This is a genomic window from Bacteroides congonensis (genome assembly GCF_900130125.1).
GTDB classification, from domain to species: Bacteria; Bacteroidota; Bacteroidia; order Bacteroidales; family Bacteroidaceae; genus Bacteroides; species Bacteroides congonensis.
The window spans coordinates 1342532-1362944 of record NZ_FQXY01000010.1 but is presented as its reverse complement, the minus strand read 5'-3'; the positions used below and the strand labels follow the sequence as shown (position 1 = coordinate 1362944).

General features: G+C 44.3%; 12 protein-coding genes and 1 tRNA gene. 10 read left to right on the top strand and 3 right to left on the bottom strand.

From position 1 onward, the window contains the following. Positions 1 to 184: 184 nt before the first annotated feature. Both topA and BQ7997_RS16365 read left to right on the top strand, forming a co-directional pair. Complete coding sequence (gene topA, locus BQ7997_RS16370) at positions 185 to 2530, top strand: type I DNA topoisomerase (protein ID WP_073347252.1); 2346 nt, start codon at positions 185 to 187, stop codon at positions 2528 to 2530. A gap of 64 nt (positions 2531 to 2594) precedes the next feature. After that, positions 2595 to 4604: an LruC domain-containing protein gene (locus BQ7997_RS16365; RefSeq protein WP_073347251.1), complete on the top strand. Its 2010-nt coding sequence runs from the start codon at positions 2595 to 2597 to the stop codon at positions 4602 to 4604. A 107-nt stretch (positions 4605 to 4711) separates the two neighbouring features. Here the strand turns inward: BQ7997_RS16365 and argS are convergent, their stop codons facing one another. Beyond that, the gene (gene argS, locus BQ7997_RS16360) at positions 4712 to 6529 is read right to left on the bottom strand and encodes an arginine--tRNA ligase (protein WP_073347250.1); all 1818 of its coding nucleotides are present in this window, start codon (positions 6527 to 6529) and stop codon (positions 4712 to 4714) included. Positions 6530 to 6795: 266 nt separating this feature from the next. Between argS and BQ7997_RS16355 the strand changes: the two genes are divergently transcribed. After that, the gene (locus BQ7997_RS16355) at positions 6796 to 8034 is read left to right on the top strand and encodes a rhamnogalacturonan acetylesterase (RefSeq protein WP_073347249.1); all 1239 of its coding nucleotides are present in this window, start codon (positions 6796 to 6798) and stop codon (positions 8032 to 8034) included. Positions 8035 to 8145: 111 nt separating this feature from the next. On the opposite strand, the gene BQ7997_RS16350 is transcribed toward BQ7997_RS16355, so the two are convergent. After that, on the bottom strand, positions 8146 to 8418 hold the full coding sequence (locus BQ7997_RS16350) for an HU family DNA-binding protein (RefSeq protein ID WP_022136564.1): 273 nt from the start codon (positions 8416 to 8418) through the stop codon (positions 8146 to 8148). Between the two features lie 221 nt (positions 8419 to 8639). Here BQ7997_RS16350 and BQ7997_RS16345 point away from each other — a divergent pair, with 221 nt between their 5' ends. From BQ7997_RS16345 to secDF, 5 genes are all read left to right on the top strand, one after another. Next, on the top strand, positions 8640 to 9314 hold the full coding sequence (locus BQ7997_RS16345; protein WP_097677813.1) for a rhomboid family intramembrane serine protease: 675 nt from the start codon (positions 8640 to 8642) through the stop codon (positions 9312 to 9314). Beyond that, positions 9295 to 10200: a rhomboid family protein gene (locus tag BQ7997_RS16340; protein WP_022136652.1), complete on the top strand. Its 906-nt coding sequence runs from the start codon at positions 9295 to 9297 to the stop codon at positions 10198 to 10200. Before BQ7997_RS16345 ends, BQ7997_RS16340 begins: the two co-directional genes overlap by 20 nt. Positions 10201 to 10204: 4 nt before the next feature. Continuing rightward, positions 10205 to 11290 (top strand): endonuclease/exonuclease/phosphatase family protein, encoded by a 1086-nt coding sequence (locus tag BQ7997_RS16335; protein ID WP_073347248.1) that lies wholly within the window; start codon positions 10205 to 10207, stop codon positions 11288 to 11290. Between the two features lie 28 nt (positions 11291 to 11318). After that, positions 11319 to 13406 (top strand): M3 family metallopeptidase, encoded by a 2088-nt coding sequence (locus BQ7997_RS16330; RefSeq protein WP_073347247.1) that lies wholly within the window; start codon positions 11319 to 11321, stop codon positions 13404 to 13406. 165 nt (positions 13407 to 13571) lie between these two features. After that, positions 13572 to 16589, top strand: a complete 3018-nt coding sequence (gene secDF / locus BQ7997_RS16325; protein WP_073347246.1) for a protein translocase subunit SecDF — start codon at positions 13572 to 13574, stop codon at positions 16587 to 16589. 174 nt (positions 16590 to 16763) lie between these two features. Here the strand turns inward: secDF and BQ7997_RS16320 are convergent. Then, a tRNA-Arg gene (locus tag BQ7997_RS16320) sits at positions 16764 to 16835 on the bottom strand. Between the two features lie 203 nt (positions 16836 to 17038). Here BQ7997_RS16320 and BQ7997_RS16315 point away from each other — a divergent pair. After that, positions 17039 to 18889 carry a 2-oxoacid:acceptor oxidoreductase subunit alpha gene (locus tag BQ7997_RS16315; RefSeq protein WP_073347245.1) on the top strand — a complete coding sequence of 617 codons (1851 nt, stop codon included), beginning with the start codon at positions 17039 to 17041 and terminating at the stop codon, positions 18887 to 18889. Between the two features lie 3 nt (positions 18890 to 18892). After that, on the top strand, positions 18893 to 19903 hold the full coding sequence (locus tag BQ7997_RS16310; protein ID WP_044656803.1) for a 2-oxoacid:ferredoxin oxidoreductase subunit beta: 1011 nt from the start codon (positions 18893 to 18895) through the stop codon (positions 19901 to 19903). Positions 19904 to 20413 lie beyond the last annotated feature (510 nt).

Below are 20413 nucleotides of genomic sequence, written 5' to 3'. Positions count from 1 at the left end.
CAAACACGGACAACCTGTTTTTCCCAAAACCAAATCTTAAGATTTACCAATGTTAATCTTAGCTTTTACATATGTAAATCTTAAGATTTTATTAAATTCTCCTTATAATATAAGGTAGGGAGAATCTTTTTTTCTACTTTTGTCCCCGAATATTGTGGTACAAGCCATTATAAAAGAAAGAATTATGCAGAAAAACCTTGTCATTGTCGAGTCTCCGGCAAAAGCAAAAACGATTGAAAAGTTTCTTGGGAAAGATTTCAAAGTCCTTTCAAGTTACGGACACATACGCGACCTGAAGAAGAAAGACTTCAGCATCGACGTAGAGAAGAATTTTAAACCCAACTACGAAATCCCGGCAGACAAAAAGGCTTTGGTCAGCACACTGAAAGCAGAAGCGAAAGAGGCGGAAACCGTATGGCTCGCATCCGATGAGGACCGCGAGGGAGAGGCGATCGCCTGGCATCTGTATGAGGTCTTAAAACTAAAACCGGAAAACACAAAACGAATCGTATTCCATGAAATTACGAAAAGCGCTATCCTGAAAGCTATCGAACAGCCACGCGATATTGACATCAATCTCGTGAACGCACAGCAGGCACGACGTATCTTGGATCGTATCGTAGGTTTCGAACTTTCTCCCGTACTTTGGAGAAAAGTGAAGCCGGCCCTTTCGGCAGGACGCGTACAGTCGGTTGCCGTCCGCCTGATTGTAGAACGCGAACGCGAAATCCACGCTTTCAAGTCGGAAGCGGCTTATCGCGTGACTGCCATATTCCTCGTGCCCGACACGGACGGAAAACTGGTGGAAATGAAAGCTGAACTGGCTCGCCGCATCAAAACTAAAAAAGAAGCAAAGGCTTTCCTCGAAATTTGCCAGGGAGCTAATTTTGCTATCGAAGATATTACCACCCGTCCGGTGAAGAAAACGCCTCCTGCACCTTTCACGACTTCTACGTTGCAACAGGAAGCCGCCCGTAAACTGGGATATACCGTAGCACAGACTATGATGATTGCGCAACGCCTGTACGAATCGGGATTTATCACTTATATGCGTACGGACTCTGTCAACCTGTCGGAATTTGCAACGATAGGTAGCAAAGACGCCATCATCAAGATGATGGGCGAACGTTATGTGCATCCCCGCCACTTCGAAACAAAAACCAAAGGGGCACAGGAAGCGCATGAGGCAATCCGTCCTACCTATATGGAAAATCAATCCGTAGAGGGTTCGGCACAGGAGAAGAAACTGTACGACCTAATATGGAAACGTACCATCGCTTCGCAAATGGCGGACGCGGAACTGGAAAAGACAACTGCGACAATTACAATAAGCGGTAGCAGCGACGTGTTCACTGCTATCGGTGAGGTGATTAAATTTGACGGATTCCTGCATGTTTACCGTGAATCTCACGATGATGACAGCGAACAGGAAGATGAAAGCAATTTGCTGCCTCCTTTGAAGAAAGGCCAGAAACTGGAACACGGCCCTATCATCGCGACCGAGCGTTTCACTCAACGTCCGGCACGTTATACGGAAGCCAGCCTTGTACGCAAACTGGAAGAGCTGGGTATCGGACGTCCGTCTACGTACGCCCCTACTATTTCAACGATTCAGCAACGCGAATATGTGGAAAAGGGAAATAAGGACGGAGAAGAACGCAACTTTAATGTGATGACACTGAAAGACAATCAGATTAAAGATGAAAATCATTCCGAAATTACCGGTACGGAGAAAGCAAAACTGTTCCCGACGGATATAGGTACGGTAGTCAATGACTTCCTGACTGAATACTTCCCGGACATTCTGGATTTCAACTTTACAGCAAGCGTAGAAAAGGACTTTGACGAGATTGCCGAGGGCGGTGTACAATGGACTTCTATCATGAAAACTTTCTATGATAAGTTCCATCCGTCTGTAGAAAGCACATTGGCTATAAAGACAGAACATAAGGTAGGAGAGCGCATGCTGGGAAAAGACCCGGAAAGCGGCAAGCCTATTTCGGTCAAGATCGGACGCTTCGGCCCCATGGTACAAATCGGTACGGCGGAAGATGAAGAGAAACCACGTTTTGCACAGATGAAAAAAGGACAATCCATGGAAACCATCACGTTGGAAGAAGCTTTGGAACTGTTCAAGCTGCCTCGCACGTTGGGCGAATATGAAGGAAAGACTGTCAGCGTAGGTGTCGGTCGCTTTGGCCCTTATGTGCTACACAATAAGGTGTATGTATCACTTCCGAAAACAATGGACCCGATGGAAATCACGTTGGAAGAAGCAGAGCAACTGATTTTGGAGAAACGCCAGAAGGAAGCCGAACGCCACATCAAGAAGTTTGAGGAAGAACCGGAACTGGAAATCCTGAATGGACGCTACGGGCCTTATATGACCTACAAAGGTTCCAATTATAAGATTCCTAAGGATATCGTTCCGCAGGATTTGAGTTTGCAAAGTTGTTTGGAACTAATCAAGATACAGGACGAAAAGGGAACCGCTTCAACACCGAAAAGGAAATTTTCTAAAAAGAAATAAAGAGTTGTTTGGTTAAAGCTAAACTTCTCCATATATTTGCCCATTAATTTCTTTATTTTCAGACATGAAACAAACAATATCTGTAAAGACATTAATGGGCATTTTTTGTATCCCATTGATATGTGGCTGTGTTGACAACCAGCGTGATTTATTCGAAGAACCGGAAAAGCCTTCAAAAGACGAGTATTTTGATTTCGACATGAATCAGAGTCTGACAATAGACGTCGACTATGGTTTTAAGAATGAGTATGCCGTTCTTTTCGAGATTTACGACCAGATTCCTGTTGAAGTAAACAACGAAACCGGCACTTCTGTGAAAAAGAGTATAGAACCTATTTATCGGGCTACTACTGATAAGTATGGTAAGTTCAATGAAGAAGGGGTTACCATTCCATCCTCCGTGTCGGAAGTATGGTTGTCTTCTGACTACTTGGGTGCAGCCTCGCCTGTAAAAATCGCAATCGGGGCGGACAAGCGCATTTCTTTCAATCAGGATGCATATATCCAGTCTCTGTTAGCCAAATCTCCGGCACTCAGCAGAGGAATCACCACTAACGAGCATAAATATCTGGACGACTGGACACTTCTGCCCGGCGTGGACTGGGATGATAACGGACGACCGAACAACCTGTCGGCAGAGAAAAATATTCCGCCTGCCAGCGTACTTTATAATATAAAGAGCGTTTTCAATAATAAAGATGGTAAGAACATTACAAATACTCATCCTGAATTCTTCGATGGTAATATGATTTCAGATATTCCCATCACAAAGGAAACTGAAGTCAGCTTGGTATTCGTTAACAGTACAGCGGGCTGGTATAACACAGTCGGATACTATACATATCCTACCGGAAAAACGCCTACCGTAGATAATATCAAAAAGATAATGGCATTCCCTAACGCTTCTCCCGTTTATAAATCAACCGGTGTAGGCGCTTTAGTTTGCGGAGACGAAGTTAAACTAAAATACTGGAACGACACCAAGAATCAATTTGAAGATAAGTTTCCGGCAGGTGTTACTATTGGCTGGTGTCTGCAAGGCATGGGATTCAGAAACAAACCATTGGACGGGCATGCACAAGGTGACCTTGTAACTGGTATGGGAACACGTTATTCTACCACTGACTTAAATAAAGCAGGAAGTGACGGTAAGAAAAGACAAAGAACCGTATCACTTCGTGAAGAGCCATCCAATCAAATCGTTGCCATAGGTTTTGAAGATAATATAGACCTCGATTATTGTGACGCTATTTTCTATATTCATATAGCAGAGAAGGATGCCATTGATGAAGGGGTAATTCCTCCATTACCTGTTGACCCTGAAGCTCCTCCTACTGATGAGGATAATTATACTGTGCGTTCCGGAACATTATTATTTGAAGATTTATGGCCGGAGCAAGGAGACTATGACATGAATGATGTAATGATACGGTATACAAGCAAAGTATATAAATCAATACTGACTAACCGTGTTTATAAAATCGTTGATGAATATATCCCTTTTCATCGTGGTGGATATTTAGCGAACGGATTCGGTTATCAACTGCATAACATATCAAATAGCGACATCGGTGAAGTGGTAATAGAAGGCCCTTCGTATGCACAAAAGTCCCGATATATGAGTGGGAAAACAGAATCAGGACAATCTCACCCTACCATCTTGCTCTTTGACGATATGCTGATATTCAACGGAAAAGAAGAGGCAGACCGTAAATACACCGTTACCATTCAGGTAAATGATGTATCAGAGAAGAGTGTCCTGCCACCCTACAATCCGTTTATCTTTGTAGAGTCTGACAAGACCAGAGGAAGAGAAGTGCATCTGGTGAAGTATCCTCCTACGGATAAAGCGAACCTTTCCTTGCTGGGTACTGGCAAAGACGTTTCACGTCCGGATGAAGAATTGTATTATGTTTCAGTCGATTTAATGCCTTTCGCTCTCAACATGCCGGTTGCCGATTTCCCGATTCCCGAAGAAGGGGTGAGAATAGACGAGTCTTATCCGCAATTTGCAACATGGGTTAAATCTAACGGAAAACAATCGACAAATTGGTACAAGTATCCCAAGAAATAACAATCTGAAACTATAAACCCGTTCTTCTTTCAGAATAAAGGACGGAATAAAAACATACGGGGCTCCTCTCATTATGAAAGGAGCCCCGCATATTATAAAAATAGCTCTTACATTCTGGAAGGTACTTCGATACCCAGCAAGCCCATTCCCAGACGAACGACTTTCGCTACATTGGCGGACAGAGCGATACGGAAGATTTTCACCGCTTCGTTCTCTTCACGCAGAATGCTATAGTCATGGTAGAACTGGTTGTATTCTTTCACCAAGTCATAGGTATAGTTGGCAATGATAGACGGGCTGTAATCTTCACCTGCCTGTTTTACAACAGCGGCAAAGTCGGCAACCATCTGAATCAGTCCTTCTTCTTTTTCACTCAGTTCAATACCGGCAGGAATCTGCTCAGGTATCACAATACCTGATTCGGCAGCTTTCCGAAGCACAGACTGGATACGTGCATAGGTATATTGAATGAACGGGCCTGTATTACCGTTGAAGTCGATAGATTCTTTCGGATTGAACGTCATATTCTTACGGGCATCGACTTTCAGGATAAAATACTTCAATGCACCCAAACCGACGATACGGGCAATATCATCCGCTTCTTCCTGTGTCAAACCGTCCAGTTTGCCAAGTTCCTGCGACGTTTCTTTGGCAGTGGAAATCATCTCTTCCATCAGGTCGTCGGCGTCTACTACCGTACCCTCACGGGATTTCATCTTACCTTCTGGCAGTTCCACCATTCCGTAAGAGAAATGCACCAGTCCCTTACCCCACTCGAAACCGAGCTTGTCAAGTAGAATGGAAAGCACCTGGAAGTGATAGTTCTGTTCATTACCTACTACATAAATCATCTTGTCAATGGGATAATCGGCAAAACGAAGTTTAGCCGTACCGATGTCCTGCGTCATGTAAACAGATGTACCGTCACCACGGAGAAGCAGCTTATGATCCAGTCCTTCGGCAGTCAGGTCGGCCCATACGGAACCGTCTTCTTTCTTGTAGAAGAAACCTTTTTCAAGTCCTTCCATTACCTTTTCTTTTCCTTCGAGGTAGGTATTGGATTCATAATATATCTTGTCGAAGCTGACACCCATCTTCTTGTAGGTTTCGTCGAATCCGGCATATACCCAGTTGTTCATCATTTCCCACAATCCGCGTACTTCCGGATCACCGGCTTCCCACTTCACGAGCATTTCACGGGCTTCCTGCATCAACGGAGATTCGGCTTCGGCCTTTGCCTTCGCTTCATCGTCACTCATTCCCTGCGCTGTAAATTGAGACATCAGCTCCTTTACTTCCGCCTTATAATGCTTATCGAAAGAGACATAATAATCACCTACCAGGTGGTCGCCTTTCTTACCGGAAGTTTCGGGAGTTTCACCGTTTCCGTATTTCTTCCATGCCAGCATGGATTTACATATATGGATACCACGGTCGTTTACAATATTGGTTTTTACCACTTTATTGCCGTTCGCAGCCACGATATTTGCCAACGCGTTACCTAGAAGGTTATTACGCACGTGTCCCAAGTGAAGCGGTTTGTTTGTATTCGGAGAAGAATACTCAATCATCACCAACGGAGAAGTTTCAGTAGCCTGTACCAAGCCGTATTGTTCATCTGCCTGAATCTCATTCAGCAACTCAATCCATGTAGCTGATGCAATAGTCAGGTTCAGGAAACCTTTTATCACATTAAAAGCGGCGACAGCCGGCTCGTTTGCCTTCAGATATTCACCGATTTCCTGTGCCGTTTGCTCCGGCCCCTTTTTTGACATCTTCAGGAAAGGGAATACCACCAGTGTCAAATGTCCTTCAAATTCTTTCTTCGTTTTTTGCAACTGCACCATCTTTTCAGGGACTTCCTGACCGTAAAGTGCTTTGAGTCCGCTAAGGACGGACGCTACAAGTTTATCTTCTATCTTCATATTTACAATTATTTTCTGTGCACAAAGATACAGGATAATTTATAAAGGTTACTCTTCTGAAGAAGAATTATTCTTCGCACCACGCTGATATATAGAAGGTGAGACGCCAAATTGCATCTTAAAACGCCTGCTAAAATAGCAAATAGCACAATTATTCCATACTTTCATACGTATGTCCATTATATATGAATAAAAAACGCACTATTTTAGCAACGGAAATAAGAGAGATAAATATTACTTATTACATATTCTAATTTTATCCTGAAATGAAAATAACTTTATTAAGCCTTTTAGTGCTGGCAGCAGTGAGTACAAAAGCACAAAACTTACCACAAACTTTTAAATTAGCCGACTCTCCATGCTACTCGGAAAAGAACGGATATGGATTCGACCGCATAGACACTACCCCAAAAGACAGTAAGGCGCCTTTCTATTTCTCTGTACGTGTTCCGGATGGAAATTATCGTGTCACGGTACGTTTGGGAAGTAAAAAGCGGGCAGGAAATACCACCGTACGGGCAGAATCCCGCCGCTTGTTCGTTGAGAATCTGCCTACTAAAAAAGGAGAGTTTATAGAAGAAGCATTTATCGTCAACAAACGTAGTCCCCGCATCTCCGCCACAGAATTCGTAAAGATAAAAGACCGCGAAATAAATAAATTAGATTGGGATGACAGGCTGACAATCGAGATTAACGGAGACGCGCCCGTATGCGAAAGTATTCGCGTAGAAGCTGCCGATTCTTCTATCCCTACCATTTTCTTATGCGGAAACAGCACGGTAGTAGATCAGGAGAATGAACCTTGGGCCAGTTGGGGGCAAATGATTCCTCGCTTTTTCAACTCCGGAATAGCCATTGCCAATCATGCCGAAAGTGGTGAAAGTGCCAATACATTCATTGCGGCAAAACGACTTAAGAAAGTGCTTTCTGAAATGAAGAAGGGTGATTACCTAATGGTAGAATTCGGACATAACGACCAAAAACAAAAAGGTCCCGGCAAAGGAGCTTATTACTCTTTTATGACTAATCTGAAAACATTTATCGACGAGGTGCGTGCAAAAGGCGGACAACCGATATTGCTTACCCCGACACGTCGCCGCAAGTTTGATAAAGAAGGCCGCACTGTCAATACGCACGATGAATATCCGGATGCAGTACGCTGGATTGCAGCAAAAGAAAATGTTCCCTTGATTGAATTGAATAATATGACCGGTACACTGTATGAAGCACTGGGCGAGGAAGAATCTAAAAAAGCCTTTGTACATTATCCAATGGGAAGCTTCCCCGGACAGACGAAAGAATTGGCTGACAATACCCACTTCAATCCTTACGGTGCTTATCAAATAGCTAAATGTGTGATAGAAGGAATAAAAAAGGCAACACCGGAATTGGCGAAATACCTGAAAACAGATATTCCTTATGATCCGGCCAAACCGGATAAAATAGAAAGCTTCCACTGGTGTCCGGCCCCGTTCTGCGAAATGGAAAAGCCCGATGGCAATTAAGATAACACGACACATTTATTGTCCGATTCTATCTTTCTGAACCGGACAATAAAAAAAGCGGGGTTCTTATATAAAGAACCCCGCTTTTCTAATTTCTTTCAACTATATATCTTATTCAACAGCTGCAGACAATTCAGCACCAGCTTTAAACTTAGCTACTTTCTTAGCAGGAATAGTAATAGTTGCCTTTGTAGAAGGGTTAATACCAGTTCTTTCAGCTCTTTCGCTTACAGAGAAAGTACCAAAACCAACGAGGGATACTTTTTCACCGGCTTTCATAGCATTAGTAACTGAAGTGATAAAAGCATCAAGTGCTTTTTTTGCATCGGCTTTGCTCATTTGAGACTCAGCAGCCATTGCGCTAATAAGTTCAGACTTATTCATAATACGTAAAATGATTAATTAATATATATGTTACACAAAAGATTATCTTTCAATGGATTGATTTCACAAATATAGCCGAACAAAACAACATATCAAATAAAAACATAAAAAAAACGCAGCAAATTGTTGAAAAAGAGCTAATAGGGAGCAAAAATCATGCTTTAAAACAGAAATTATTCGTACTTTTGCGTCTATTATCTAAATATTCAGAAATTAAAATGATGCCAACTGTAACTAAAAACCTGATAATTATCAATGTACTGGTATTTTTCGGTACACTCGTTGCTCAACGATATGGTTTAGATTTGACTAATTATCTGGGATTACATTTTTTCCTCGCAAGTGACTTCAACCCGGCACAGCTCATCACTTATATGTTCATGCACGGCGGATTCAGCCATATTTTCTTCAATATGTTCGCCGTTTTCATGTTCGGCCCGATTCTCGAACAAACTTGGGGACCGAAACGTTTCCTGTTTTACTATATCATTTGCGGTATCGGTGCAGGACTTATTCAGGAAGGTGTGCAATATATTCAGTATGTTACGGAACTCAGCCATTATGCAGAAGTGAATATAGGTTCAGCCATTATCCCTATGGAGCAGTATCTGAATATGATGACCACCGTAGGTGCTTCGGGAGCCGTTTACGCTATATTGCTGGCATTCGGTATGCTATACCCCAACAACAAGCTGTTCATTTTCCCGTTACCTTTCCCTATCAAAGCGAAGTTTTTCGTTATAGGATATGCAGCAATTGAGTTATGGTCAGGATTTGCCAATAATCCCGGAGATAATGTCGCTCACTTCGCCCACTTGGGGGGAATGTTGTTCGGACTGATTCTGATTTTATATTGGAGAAAAAAAAGCAATAACAATGGGACATATTATAGCTGATTTAAAAGAAACATTCAGAAGAGGAAATATTTTTATCCAACTGATTTATATCAACGTCGGTATTTTTATTATCGGTACGTTGATTAATGTTTTCCTGCAACTATTCGGATTCAGTATTCCCGATATATTCGGTATTTTTGCCCTGCCGGCATCCTTTATTGGTTTTATTCATCGACCGTGGTCGCTGCTCACTTATATGTTCATGCATGCGGGCATCCTGCATATTTTATTTAATATGCTCTGGCTGTATTGGTTCGGCAGCCTGTTCCTACACTTCTTCTCTGCAAAGCATTTAAGAGGTCTGTATGTACTGGGAGGTATCTGCGGCGGCTTACTATATATGGTTGCTTACAATGTATTTCCTCTATTCAGTTCGCAGATAGCAGGTTCCACATTGGTCGGGGCATCGGCATCCGTGCTGGCTATCGTTGCAGCCACAGCTTATCGGGAACCTAATTACCGGGTACAACTTTTCCTGTTCGGTGCTATCCGTCTCAAATACCTGGCATTGGTTGTTATCGGCATTGATGTAATATCCATCACTTCAAGCAATGCGGGAGGACATATCGCCCATTTAGGCGGTGCCCTTGCCGGACTTTGGTTTGCCGCCAGCCTAAGTAAAGGAATCGATTTGACTTCCTGGATTAACTGGTTCCTGGATGGTTTCATGTCTCTGTTCCAAAAGAAAACATGGAAACGTAAACCTAAAATGAAAGTACATTACGGTGGTAGCGCTACCGGTCATGAGAAGGATTACGATTATAACGCCCGCAAGAAAGCACAGTCGGAAGAAGTAGACCGTATCCTGGAGAAACTGAAAAAATCCGGTTACGACAGTCTCACTACAGAAGAAAAGAAAAGCTTGTTCGACGCAAGCAAAAGATAAAAGAATGGAGCATATTGGCAAAATTGTCGCATATCTGATACTGGCTATCAACGCTTTCCTTGTGGGAACGTTGATACTAAGCGCCTATAGTCCTTATCTAAATCCCAAAGTAAACCCACTGGCTTCGAGCCTGGGACTTGCATTCCCGATATTTCTGACTATCAACCTCTTATTTTTGGTCTTTTGGGCATTTATCAATTACCGCTATGCTTTATTACCAATTATCGGTTTTCTGGTTTGTATTCCGCAAATACGGACTTATATTCCTTTTAATTCCACCACTAAAACGATACCCGAAGGGAGTATCAAGCTGCTGTCTTACAACGTGATGAGCTTTAGCAATCTGGAAAAGAAAAACGGGAAGAACCCTGTCCTGTCCTACCTGGCGGACAGTAAAGCCGATATTATTTGTCTGCAAGAATATAATACAACTACCAACAAGAAGTTTCTGACGGAACAGGACGTGAAGAAAGCATTGAAGGCATACCCCTACCAGTCCATCCATCAACAAGGCATAGGAGAAGTGCAGCTTGCCTGTTTCTCAAAATTTCCCATACTTTCGTCGCAGCCCATCAAATACAAGAGCAGTTATAACGGGTCTATGAAATATGTACTAAAGGTAAACAACGATACGATTACATTGATCAATAACCACTTGGAATCCAACAAGCTTACCAAGGAAGACAGGGGAATCTACGAAGACATGATAAAAGACCCGAATGCCAGTAAAGTGAAAACCGGACTCCGCCAATTGGTAAAAAAACTGGCGGAAGCATCGGCTATCCGTGCGTCACAGGCCGACTCCGTAGCCAGATATATAGCAGAAAGCAAATACCCGACCATTATAGCGTGCGGTGACTTCAACGACGGTTCTATCTCGTACACGCACCGTATCCTTACCCAGAAGTTGGACGACGCGTTCACCCACTCCGGCAAAGGGCTGGGGATTTCTTATAATCAGAACAAGTTCTATTTCCGAATCGACAATATCCTGATAAGCCCCGACCTGAAAGCCTACAACTGCACTGTAGACCGGTCTATCAAGGCTTCCGACCACTATCCTATCTGGTGCTATATCAGCAAGCGATAAGAACTGTAAACTCTAATATAAAACACTTATGATGATTAAAAAAACACTAACCCTTTTAGCAGTAAGTTGTATGATGTACTCCTGTGCTACGAAAACAGAAAGCAATCCTTTCTTTACAGAGTTTCAAACTGAGTATGGTGTCCCCTCTTTCGACAAGATTAAACTGGAACACTACGAACCCGCCTTCCTGAAAGGTATCGAAGAGCAAAACCAAAATATAGAAGCTATCGTCGAAAGCCCGGAAGTTGCGACATTCGAGAATACGATTGTAGCTTTAGACAACAGCGCACCTGTCCTGGATCGTGTAAGTGCCATTTTCTTCAATATGACAGACGCGGAAACAACCGACGCCCTGACTGAACTTTCGATGAAGATGGCACCCGTTCTTTCGGAACACGAAGATAATATCTCCCTGAATGAGAAACTCTTCAAACGCGTGAACGATGTTTACCTGCAAAAAGACTCACTGAACCTGACAACAGAGCAAAGCCGCCTGTTAGACAAAACCTACAAAAGATTTGTCCGTTCGGGAGCCAACCTCAGCGCAGAAGAGCAAGCCCGTCTCCGCGAAATCAACAAAGAGCTTTCTACACTCGGCATCACTTTCAGCAACAATGTGTTGAATGAGAATAACGCTTTCCAACTTTTCGTTGATAAGGAGGAAGATTTGGCCGGACTGCCCGAATGGTTCCGCCAAAGCGCAGCCGAAGAAGCAAAAGCGGCCGGACAAGCAGGCAAATGGTTGTTTACCCTGCACAATGCCAGTCGTCTGCCTTTCCTGCAATATTCCGAAAACCGCCCGCTCCGCGAACAAATGTACAAAGCCTACATCAATCGGGGAAACAACAATAATGAAAACGACAATAAAGAAAATATCCGCAAAATCGTCTCTCTCCGCCTTGAAAAGGCGAATCTATTAGGCTTCGACTGCTACGCCAACTTCGTTCTGGACGAAACAATGGCGAAGAACGCCACGAACGTAATGGAACTCCTGAACAACCTCTGGAGCTATGCACTGCCGAAAGCAAAAGCAGAAGCCGCAGAACTTCAGAAACTGATGGATAAAGAAGGCAAAGGCGAAAAGCTGGAAGCATGGGACTGGTGGTACTATACCGAAAAACTACGCAAAGAGAAATACAACCTGTCCGAAGAAGATACAAAGCCCTACTTCAAACTGGAAAATGTACGTGAAGGCGCATTTGCCGTGGCCAACAAACTTTATGGTATCACTTTGAGCAAACTCGAAGGAATCCCGACCTACCATCCTGACGTAGAAGTCTTTGAAGTGAAAGACGCTGACGGTTCCCAGCTCGGAATCTTCTATGTAGACTATTTCCCGCGTGCCGGAAAAAGCGGCGGCGCATGGATGAGCAACTACCGTGAACAACAGGGAGCTACTCGTCCGTTGATATGCAATGTTTGCAGCTTCACCAAACCGGTAGGCGACACTCCTTCCCTGCTGACGATGGACGAAGTGGAAACACTGTTCCACGAATTCGGCCATGCCCTGCACGGCTTACTGACAAAATGCGAATACAAAGGAACATCCGGCACCAACGTCGTACGTGATTTTGTAGAGCTTCCTTCTCAAATCAACGAGCACTGGGCTACCGAACCGGAAGTACTGAAAATGTATGCCAAACATTACCAGACAGGAGAAGTAATCCCCGATGAAATCATCGAAAAAATACTGGAACAAAAGACCTTCAACCAGGGATTCATGACCACGGAACTACTGGCTGCCGCCATCCTCGACATGGACTTGCACACAGTGACAGATGTAAAGAATATGGACATGCTTTCTTTCGAAAAAGAGGCTATGGACAAGCTCAATCTTATCCCCGAAATTGCTCCCCGTTACCGTGTCACTTACTTCAATCATATCATTGGCGGATACGCTGCCGGATACTATAGTTACCTATGGGCAAACGTACTGGACAATGATGCCTTTGAAGCCTTCAAAGAACATGGAATCTTTGATAAGAACACTGCCGACCTGTTTCGCTACAACGTATTGGAGAAGGGGGACAGTGAAGATCCGATGGTGCTTTACAAGAATTTCCGCGGGGCAGAGCCGAGCCTGGAACCGCTACTGAAAAACAGGGGAATGAAATAATTCTGCAAAAAAGCCCTTAAACATCAAATATTTGAGGGCTTCTTACATATAAATGTGAAAAAAAAACTATATTTGCAGCCTTGTATGCGGCAAAAAGCACTTGTGTACGACAGAATTTAACTGAAAATTAAATTAAAAAAGTAATCATCATAAATTAAAAGTAAAATGCAAAACAAAGGATTTGTAAAGGTTTTTGCGGTATTACTCACGCTGGTATGCGTGTTCTACCTCTCCTTCTCCTTCGTAACACGCCATTATACCAACAAGGCGAAAGAAATTGCGAACGGCGACCCGAAAGTGGAACAAGACTACCTCGACTCTCTCTCCAACGAGAAAGTATGGCTGGGTAACTGGACGCTGAAAGATTGTCGTGAAATGGAGATTAGTTTAGGTTTGGACCTGAAAGGTGGTATGAACGTTATCCTTGAAGTTTCCGTACCTGATGTTATCAAAGCATTGGCAGACAACAAGCCGGATGAAGCTTTCAACAAGGCACTGGCGGAAGCTGCAAAGCAAGCTGTCAACAGCCAGGATGACATCATCACCCTGTTTGTCAGAGAATACCACAAAATTGCTCCGGACGCAAAACTTTCCGAACTCTTCGCAACACAACAGTTGAAAGACAAAGTAAACCAGAAATCAACAGATGCTGAAGTTGAAAAAGTGCTGAGAGCAGAAGTAAAAGCCGCAGTTGAAAACTCATACAACGTACTGCGTACCCGTATCGACCGTTTTGGTGTTGTTCAGCCGAACATCCAAAGCCTGGAAGACAAAATGGGACGTATCATGGTGGAACTTCCGGGTATCAAAGAGCCGGAACGTGTGAGAAAACTTCTCCAAGGTTCTGCCAACCTCGAATTCTGGGAAACTTATACAGCTAAGGAAATTCTTCCTGCCATACAATCTGCAGACGCAAAATTGCGTACGATATTGGCTGAAGAGACAACTGTTGACGGAGACACAATCGAAGCCGCAGTCCTCACCGAAGCTACTCCGGTTGAGAAAAAAGCCGTAAGCGCTGCCGACAGCCTTGCAGCCGCCCTGAAAGGTGACGCAGCCGCTGAAGACAAAGCAGCCGTCAACATGGAAGAAATCAAAAAGCAATATCCTCTGTTGGCAATGCTTCAGTTGAATTCCAGCGGACAGGGTCCTGTTATCGGTTATGCCAACTACAAAGACACTGCCGAGATCAACAAGTACCTAGCTATGCCGGAAGTCAAAGCAGAACTTCCGAAAGACCTTCGCTTGAAGTGGGGTGTTTCTCCTTCTGAATTTGACAAGAAAGGACAGACTTTCGAATTGTACGCTATCAAATCTACCGAACGTAACGGCAAAGCTCCGTTGGAAGGCGACGTAGTAACAGATGCTAAAGACGAATTCGACCAATACAGCAAACCGGCTGTAAGCATGGCAATGAACTCTGACGGTGCACGCCGCTGGGCTCAGTTGACCAAGCAGAACATCGGCCGTTCCATCGCTATCGTTCTTGACAACTATGTATATTCTGCACCGAACGTAAATTCTGAAATCACAGGCGGACGTTCACAGATTACAGGCCATTTCACACCGGAACAGGCAAAGGACTTGGCAAACGTATTGAAATCAGGTAAGATGCCGGCTCCGGCACACATCGTACAGGAAGATATCGTTGGTCCGTCATTGGGTCAGGAATCTATCAACGCGGGTGTCTTCTCATTCGTTGTGGCTCTGATTCTGTTGATGGTTTACATGTGCTCCATGTACGGTTTCATCCCGGGTATGGTTGCCAACTGCGCACTGATTCTCAACTTCTTCTTCACACTGGGTATCCTTTCATCCTTCCAGGCCGCACTGACAATGTCCGGTATTGCCGGTATGGTGTTGTCACTGGGTATGGCAGTGGATGCGAACGTACTTATCTATGAACGTACCAAAGAAGAGCTTCGTGCAGGCAAAGGCGTGAAGAAAGCACTTGCTGACGGTTATTCCAACGCATTCTCGGCTATCTTCGACTCTAACTTGACATCTATCATCACAGGTATCATCCTGTTCAACTTCGGTACTGGTCCGATTCGCGGTTTTGCCACGACATTGATTATCGGTATCCTCGTATCCTTCTTTACTGCCGTATTCATGACTCGTCTGGTTTACGAACACTTCATGAACAAAGACAAGTGGTTGAACCTGACATTTACGACCAAGATTTCAAAGAACCTGATGGCCAATACGCATTTCGACTTCATGGGAACCAACAAGAAATCCATGATTATCGTTAGCGCAATTATCATCGTTTGCATCGGTTCGTTTGCTATCCGTGGTTTGAGCCAGAGTATCGACTTCACCGGTGGACGTAACTTCAAAGTACAGTTCGAAAACCCGGTTGAACCGGAACAAGTACGCGAACTGATTTCCAGCAAGTTCGGTGATGCTAACGTCAGTGTAATCGCTATCGGTACAGACAAGAAAACAGTACGTATCAGCACAAACTACCGCATCGAAGATGCAGGTAACAATGTGGACTCGGAAATCGAAGCATATCTGTACGAAACATTGAAACCGGTACTGACTCAGAACATTACATTAGAAACTTTCATTGACCGCGACAACCACACAGGTGGTAGTATCGTAAGTTCACAGAAAGTGGGCCCGAGTATTGCAGACGATATCAAGACAGGCGCTATCTACTCCGTAGTACTGGCATTGCTCGCTATCGGCTTGTATATCCTGCTCCGTTTCCGTAACATTGCTTACAGTATCGGTTCTATCGTAGCTTTGAGTTGTGACACCATTATGATTATCGGTGCTTACTCACTGTTCTGGGGTATCTTGCCGTTCTCTCTGGAAATTGACCAGACATTTATCGGTGCTATCCTGACAGCTATCGGTTACTCTATTAATGACAAGGTGGTAATCTTCGACCGTGTGCGTGAGTTCTTCGGCCTGTACCCGAAACGTGACAAGCGCGTGTTGTTCAACGACTCTCTGAACACGACACTGGCCCGTACCATCAATACATCATTGAGTACATTGATCGTGTTGCTGTGTATCTTCATCCTCGGTGGTGACTCTATCCGCAGCTTCGCATTCGCGATGATTCTCGGTGTGGTTATCGGTACATTGTCTTCACTGTTCATTGCGTCTCCGATTGCATACAACATGATGAAGAACAAAAAAGTAGTAGCTGCAGCCGCTACGGAAGAATAACAATTCCTGAAATAGAAAAAGCCTCTTCCGAAATCCGGAAGAGGCTTTTTCTATTGATTATTAAAACAAATAGAAGCTATAAGACGTTAATCTTGAAAGAAGCCATTGTAAAACTTAAAACTTGATACAGTATGAAAGCCGACAACACAACTTCCCATAGATTCTTCTTTGTAGTAGTCCCGAGGGGAATCGAACCCCTATCTAAAGTTTAGGAAACTTCTATTCTATCCGTTGAACTACAGGACCGCTGTAAATTCGTTTGCAAAGATAACGGTTTCTGTCGATTTAACAAGAATAAAAATGCAGGTTCCTTTCATATAAGCTTAATATTTTGCGTCAATAGGACAATAAAGTACGTTTTATTTTGATAATTCGATTAACTTTCCGACCTTTGCGCTCACAAATTGAAAGTAAAAACAGTTTTTAAATTAAATATAGTAATTAAAGTTATGGCAGACGAAATGATGGTTAAAGAATTGGAGGAAGTCGTAGTACGTTTCTCCGGCGACTCCGGCGATGGCATGCAGCTGGCCGGCAACATCTTCTCGAACGTGTCGGCTACGGTAGGAAATGACATCTGTACATTCCCCGACTACCCGGCAGACATCCGCGCCCCGCAAGGTTCGCTGACCGGTGTTTCCGGTTTCCAGGTACACATCGGTGCCGGACAGGTTTACACTCCCGGAGACCGTTGCCACGTATTGGTAGCAATGAACCCTTCCGCACTGAAAACACAAATCAAATTCTGTAAACCGCAGGGACTTATCATCACCGACTCCGACTCATTCGAAGCCAGAGATTTGGAAAAGGCACAATTCAAGACTGACAATCCTTTTGAAGAACTGGGCGTTAAGCAGGAAGTACTCGAAGTACCTATCTCTTCCATGTGTAAAGAGAGCCTGAAAGACTCGGGACTGGACAACAAATCCATTCTTCGTTGCAAGAATATGTTTGCCCTCGGACTGGTTTGCTGGTTGTTCAACCGTAACCTGGCAGCGGCAGAGAAAATGCTTCGCGAGAAATTCGCCAAAAAGCCCGAAATTGCAGAAGCTAACATCAAGGTATTGAACGACGGTTTCAACTACGGAGCAAACACTCACGCTTCTGTCTCCACTTATAAGATTGAAAGCAAAGCCCCGAAATCAAAGGGACTTTATACAGATATTAATGGTAACAAGGCAACTGCCTACGGATTGATTGCCGCCGCCGAAAAAGCAGGATTGGAACTCTATCTGGGCTCTTACCCTATCACCCCGGCTACCGATATTCTGCACGAATTAGCCAAGCATAAATCACTGGGCGTAAAAACCGTACAATGCGAAGACGAAATCGCAGGTTGTGCTTCCGCTGTCGGTGCTGCATTTGCAGGTGCTTTGGCAGTGACTACGACTTCCGGCCCCGGTGTTTGCCTGAAGAGTGAGGCGATGAACCTTGCTGTTATCGGCGAGCTTCCATTAGTGATTGTCAACGTACAGCGTGGCGGCCCGTCTACCGGTCTTCCCACTAAGTCGGAACAGACCGACTTATTGCAGGCCCTTTACGGACGCAACGGCGAAAGCCCGATGCCTGTAATCGCCGCAACATCACCGACCAACTGTTTCGACGCCGCCTATATGGCATGTAAGATTGCTCTGGAACACATGACTCCGGTTGTATTACTGACCGATGCTTTCGTAGCTAACGGTTCTGCCGCATGGAAACTTCCTAACCTGAACGAATATCCAGCCATCAATCCTCCGTATGTAACTCCGGACATGGCAGGCAACTGGACTCCTTACCAACGTAATGAAGAAACAGGCGTACGCTATTGGGCTACTCCGGGAACAGAAGGTTTCATGCATCGTATCGGTGGCCTTGAAAAGAGCAACGAAACAGGTGCTATCTCCACTGAACCCGAAAACCACAACAAGATGGTTCACCTTCGTCAGGCCAAAGTGGACAAGATTGCAGACTATATCCCCGAACTCGAAGTGTTGGGCGATGAAGACGCAGACTTGCTGATTGTTGGTTGGGGCGGTACTTACGGACATCTCCGTCTGGCTATGGACTATATGCGCGAACATGGAAAGAAAGTGGCTTTCGCACACTTCCAGTACATCAACCCGCTGCCAAAGAACACGGCTGACGTATTGCGCAAATATAAGAAAATCGTGGTAGCTGAACAGAATCTGGGGCAATTCGCAGGTTACCTGCGCATGAAAGTGCCCGGATTGAACATCAGCCAGTTCAACCAGGTGAAAGGACAGCCTTTCGTTACGAGAGAATTGATAGATGCATTTACTAAATTATTGGAGGAATAAGAGATGAGCGATAAAGTATATACCGTACAAGATTATAAATCAGGCCAGCCCCGCTGGTGTCCGGGATGCGGTGACCACGCTTTCCTGAATTCACTGCACAAGGCTATGGCCGAACTGGGAACAGCACCGCACGATATTGCCGTAATTTCCGGTATCGGTTGTTCTTCCCGTCTGCCTTATTATGTAAATACCTATGGTTTCCACACCATCCACGGACGTGCAGCCGCTATTGCAACAGGAGCTAAAGTAGCCAATCCGAATTTGACTATCTGGCAAATTTCCGGTGACGGTGACGGCCTGGCAATCGGTGGTAACCACTTCATCCACGCTTTACGCCGTAATATCGACTTGAATATGATTCTTCTGAACAACCGTATCTATGGTCTGACAAAAGGACAATATTCACCGACTTCGGAACGCGGACTTGTAACCAAGTCTTCTCCTTACGGAACCGTGGAAGATCCTTTCCGTCCCGCTGAACTGGCATTCGGCGCCCGTGGACGCTTCTTTGCACGCTGTATTGCAGTAGATGGTGCCGCTTCGGTAGAAGTATTGAAAGCAGCAGCCAACCATAAAGGCGCTTCTGTTGTAGAAGTTCTGCAAAACTGCGTTATCTTCAACGACGGAACTCACGCCAGCGTTGCCACCAAAGAGGGACGTGCCAAGAATGCTATCTATCTAGAACATGGCAAACCGATGTTGTTCGGCGAAAACAAAGAATTCGGATTGATGCAGGAAGGCTTCGGGCTGAAAGTAGTGAAACTCGGCGAGAACGGTATCACAGAAAAGGATATCCTTATCCACAACGCACACTGCCAGGACAATACACTTCAACTGAAACTTGCCTTGATGGAAGGCCCTGACTTCCCGATTGCACTCGGTGTAATCCGTGATGTAGACGCTCCGACCTACAACGATGCAGTTACAGAACAAATCGAAGAAATCAAAAGCAAGAAGAAATATCACAATTTCCAGGAGCTGTTGATGACTAATGAGACTTGGGAAGTGAAGTAATTCACTATCTACCCTAAAATAAAAGATGGAGAAAGAGGCTCAGTTCCCTTTCTCCATCTTTTTTATACTTTGAAACTCATCACTATATCTTTGGATAAGTATAAGGACAGATAATCTACTTTTTAGTATTCTCCCCGATTATTCAAGATTACTCCTTTGGCAGATTCATATCCTTTGCCATTTGCTTGAGCAAGCCTCCCACCGTTGGTTGAACGGATACTTGGGTCGTTTCCATAATAATGATTATGAGTTATGTGGCAGGCGAAGATTTTCTGAATAATAAGAGCGGTTCCGCCTTTCCCGTTGCATTTCACCAGAAGGCAGTAGATGCATTAACATTCTACACGGGGGTACGAAACCGCCATATAGAATGAACTCGGACAGACACAAAATGCCCGTCACAAAGATTGGCAAGTTTCCTTGCCTTCTGGTATGAAATGCACCACAAAGATACAACCTTTTTTTTCTTTACCAAGAACTCTATGGAAAATAGTCAGACAAAGGAAAGGA